The sequence below is a fragment of the Sandarakinorhabdus limnophila DSM 17366 genome, assembly GCF_945882885.1.
GTDB lineage: Bacteria > Pseudomonadota > Alphaproteobacteria > Sphingomonadales > Sphingomonadaceae > Sandarakinorhabdus > Sandarakinorhabdus limnophila_A.
On record NZ_CAMCWT010000114.1, the window covers coordinates 1 to 3,469 of the forward strand.

Annotated in this window: 5 protein-coding genes; 2 read left to right on the plus strand and 3 right to left on the minus strand. The window is 63.0% G+C overall.

Features of this window, described 5'->3' with window-relative positions; all coding sequences use genetic code 11:
- From Q7O19_RS13350 to Q7O19_RS13360, 3 genes are all read right to left on the minus strand, one after another.
- Window positions 1-422 (minus strand): serine hydrolase (locus Q7O19_RS13350; RefSeq protein ID WP_303810976.1); only part of this gene is annotated, 422 nt, incomplete at its 3' end.
- The gene (locus tag Q7O19_RS13355) at window positions 419-541 is read right to left on the minus strand and encodes a hypothetical protein (RefSeq protein WP_303810977.1); all 123 of its coding nucleotides are present in this window, start codon (window positions 539-541) and stop codon (window positions 419-421) included. The genes Q7O19_RS13350 and Q7O19_RS13355, both read right to left, overlap by 4 nt.
- Complete coding sequence (locus tag Q7O19_RS13360) at window positions 538-738, minus strand: hypothetical protein (RefSeq protein ID WP_303810978.1); 201 nt, start codon at window positions 736-738, stop codon at window positions 538-540. The genes Q7O19_RS13355 and Q7O19_RS13360 overlap by 4 nt, the downstream gene beginning before the upstream one ends.
- A gap of 162 nt (window positions 739-900) precedes the next feature.
- On the opposite strand from Q7O19_RS13360, the gene Q7O19_RS13365 reads away from it, so the two are divergent.
- A complete protein-coding gene (locus Q7O19_RS13365; protein WP_303810979.1) occupies window positions 901-3,300 on the plus strand; it encodes a M1 family metallopeptidase in 2,400 nt (799 codons plus the stop codon).
- Window positions 3,297-3,469 (plus strand): DUF6702 family protein (locus Q7O19_RS13525; protein WP_369692489.1); only part of this gene is annotated, 173 nt, incomplete at its 3' end. The genes Q7O19_RS13365 and Q7O19_RS13525, both read left to right, overlap by 4 nt.

Consider the following 3,469-nt stretch of genomic DNA (forward strand, 5'->3'; position numbering starts at 1 on the left):
GGATCATCGGTAACGAAACCGCCCATGTGGTGCACCAGATCGGTCACGGTTAACGCGTCGCCCCAGCCGGCCACTTCCGGCACATGCGCCGCCACCTTGTCGTCCAGCCGCAATTTGCCTTCGCCGGCCAGATCAAACAGCGTCAGCGCTGTGAAGGCCTTGGTCATGCTGGCAATACGGAAGCGCGTGTCGGCCTCTACCGGGCGGGCAGCATCCACATCGGCGATACCGGAAACGCCGCTGTGCACCAGGCCTTCGCCGCGCTTGACGATCCCCCAGGTCAGGCCCGGCACCTGGTTGGCGTCGGCCCATTCCCGCATGCTGCGATCGATGCTGGCGGCAAGTTTGGGCGGAAGCGGCGCGGCGGTTGCCGGTGCGGCGAGCAGGGCGCCAAACGCCAGTGGGGTGAGCAGCGCCCTCACAACTCTTTCCCGCCGCGGATTTTGTAGAACACGCCGGCGCCGTCGCCGCCGGCCAGTTCCAGCGTGCCTTCAATGGTGCGCACATCATAATTCATCGGCACGGCGCTGGAGACCTTCACCTCGATGAACTGCTGCGGGCCGGGATTGAGGTGGAAGGGGCAATGCGGGCGGCGGCTTCGGCATTGGCGCCGGCATAGGGATCGGTGCCATCGGGGGCGTAGTGGCTGTAGCCCGGCATGCCATCAAAGGCGCAGGCAACAACAGGGCCGGCCACGGACAGGGCGGCAGCGGCGGCAAGAACGGCGATCAGATCCATGGAAAACCCCTCCCATCGGCTCAGTCTCGCCATATTGTCACATTCACGCCCACCCCGCAACGCGTCTGCCGGGGGCAAATGCGGCAGACGCGGTGGCGGTGCTTGCCAAGGCCCGGCCAGCGCGGCAATGGGCAAGATTGAGCTGCAAGGGACGGGATCAAGATGCGCGCGCTGAGACGGGTAGTTATGTGGGCGGCGCTCGCCCTGCTAGGGGCAACGGTGCAGGCCAGCCCGATCGTTCAGACCAAGGGCGATTTCGTCGACAAGTTCCGCCAACTGGAAGGCGAGGATTGGCCAACCCCCACCGATTACCGCAACGCCGCCGGCGCGCCGGGCCATCGTTACTGGCAGCAGAAGGTGGATTACCGCATCACTGCGCGGCTGGATGAAGCCGCCCGCAGCATCAGTGCCAGCGAAACCATCACCTATCATAACAACAGCCCGGATGCCCTGAAGTATCTCTGGCTGCTGCTCGATCAGAACTACAAGCGCGATCACATCGCCGAGCGCGCTGAAACCGTGTCGCCGGGCGGCCAGATCAGCATGACCGACGTGCGCAAGGCCATGCGCTTAAAGGAATGGGAAGGCGGCTTCGACAATTTGAAGGTGACCGACGCTTCGGGCCGCGCGCTGAAATTCACCGTGGTCGATACGTTGCTGCGCATCGATCTGCCGACGGCGCTGGCCAGCGGCGGTGTGACGACGGTGAAGATCGATTTCACCCTGCCGGTTCCGGAAACCCGCGTGGTTGGCGGCCGATCGGGCTATGAATGCTTCACCAAGCCGGACCAGGATGGCAATTGCATCTTCCTTGCCGCGCAATGGTTCCCCCGTGCGGCGGTCTATTCCGATTACGAAGGCTGGCACAACAAGGCCTTTGTCGGCGGCGGCGAGTTCACCCTTGAATTCGGCGATTATGATGTCTCGCTCACCGTGCCGGCCGATCACGTTATTTCGGCCACTGGCGAACTGGCCAACCCGGATATCCTGTCGGCTGCCCAGCGCGCCCGCCTGAGCCAAGCCCGCACCGCCAAGGAACCGGTCTATATCGTCACCCCTGACGAAGCGCTGGCCGCCGAAAAGCAGAAGGCCAGCGGCAGCCGCACCTGGCGCTTCACGGCAAGGAATGTCCGCGATTTCGCCTTCGCGTCCAGCCGCAAGTTTGTGTGGGACGCGATGGGTGTCAAACAGGATGACAGCGCTAACCCGCTGGTGATGGCGATGAGCTTCTACCCCAAGGAAGCCCGGCCGCTGTGGGATGCCTATTCCACCAAGTCGATCGCCCACACCATTGACGTCTACAGCGAGTTTTCCTTCCCCTATCCTTATCCGGTGGCGCAGAGCGTCAACGGCCCGGTGGGCGGCATGGAATATCCGATGATCACCTTCAACGGCCCACGCCCGGTGAAGGACAAGAAGACCGGCCAACTCACCTATACCCAGCGGGCCAAATATGGCCTGATCGGCGTGGTCATCCACGAAGTTGGCCACATCTGGTTCCCGATGAGCGTCAACAGCGACGAGCGCCAGTGGACGTGGATGGACGAAGGCATCAACAGCTTCCTGCAGTTCGAAGCCGAAAAGCGCTGGGACCCGGTGAAAACCCGCGGCCGCGGCGAACCGCGTGACATCACCGAGTATATGATCAGCCGCGATCAGGTGCCGTTGATGACGCACAGCGACAGCCTGCTGCAGTTCGGCAACAACGGCTATTCCAAGCCGGCCACCGCGATGGTGATCCTGCGCGAAACCATCCTGGGCCGCGAATTGTTCGATTTCGCCTTCAAGGAATATAGCCGCCGCTGGCGCTTCAAGCGGCCCACCCCCTATGATTTCTTCCGCACCATGGAAGAAGCGTCGGGCGTGGACCTCGACTGGTTCTGGCGCGGCTGGTTCTACACCACCGATCATGTCGATATCAGCCTCGACAAGGTGGTGCAGGCCCGGCTCGACACCCGCAATCCGGAGGTGGAGAAGGCCTGGGCGAAGGACCGCGACAAGACCGCGCCGACCCCGCTCACCGCTGTGCGCAACACCGAGCCGCCGATGATCGATCGTGATCCGAAAACGCGCGATTTCTACGACGAAACCGATCGCTTCACTGTGACGGTCAAGGATCGCAAGGATTACGCGGCCACCCTGAAGAAGCTGGAGCCGGAACAGGCTGCCGCGCTGGCCTTCAAGGACAATTTCTATCACTTCAGCTTCCGCAACATCGGCGGCCTGGTGATGCCGGTGATCCTGAAGCTGGATTATGAGGATGGCTCGACCGAAACCATCCGCATCCCGGCCGAAGTCTGGCGCTACAACGCCAAGGCGGTGACATGGCAGCATGTCAGCCCCAAGAAGCTGAAGGCCGCCGAGATCGATCCGCTGTGGGAAACGGCGGACGCGGATCGCAGCAACAACGCCTATCCGCGTCGCATTGAACCCACCGTGCTGAAGGTGCGCGATGATCCGGCCGGCGGTGACAACCGGATGGCCGACAGCGAACTGGAAGTGTCGCCGGACAGCATCAAGACGCGTCCGGTGAAGAAGGACGAGAAGAAGGACGACGAGTGAGGCTGCTGGCCGCGATCGCGCTGCTGCTCGGGCTTGCTGCCCCGGCCCAAGCGCATCGCGGCCACGCCAGCCTGGCGGTGGTGGAGATTGACGCCAAATCAGGCGCCGTAACCGTGACCCACCATCTGCAGGTCCATGATGTCGAACCGGCGCTGGTCGATATCGCGCC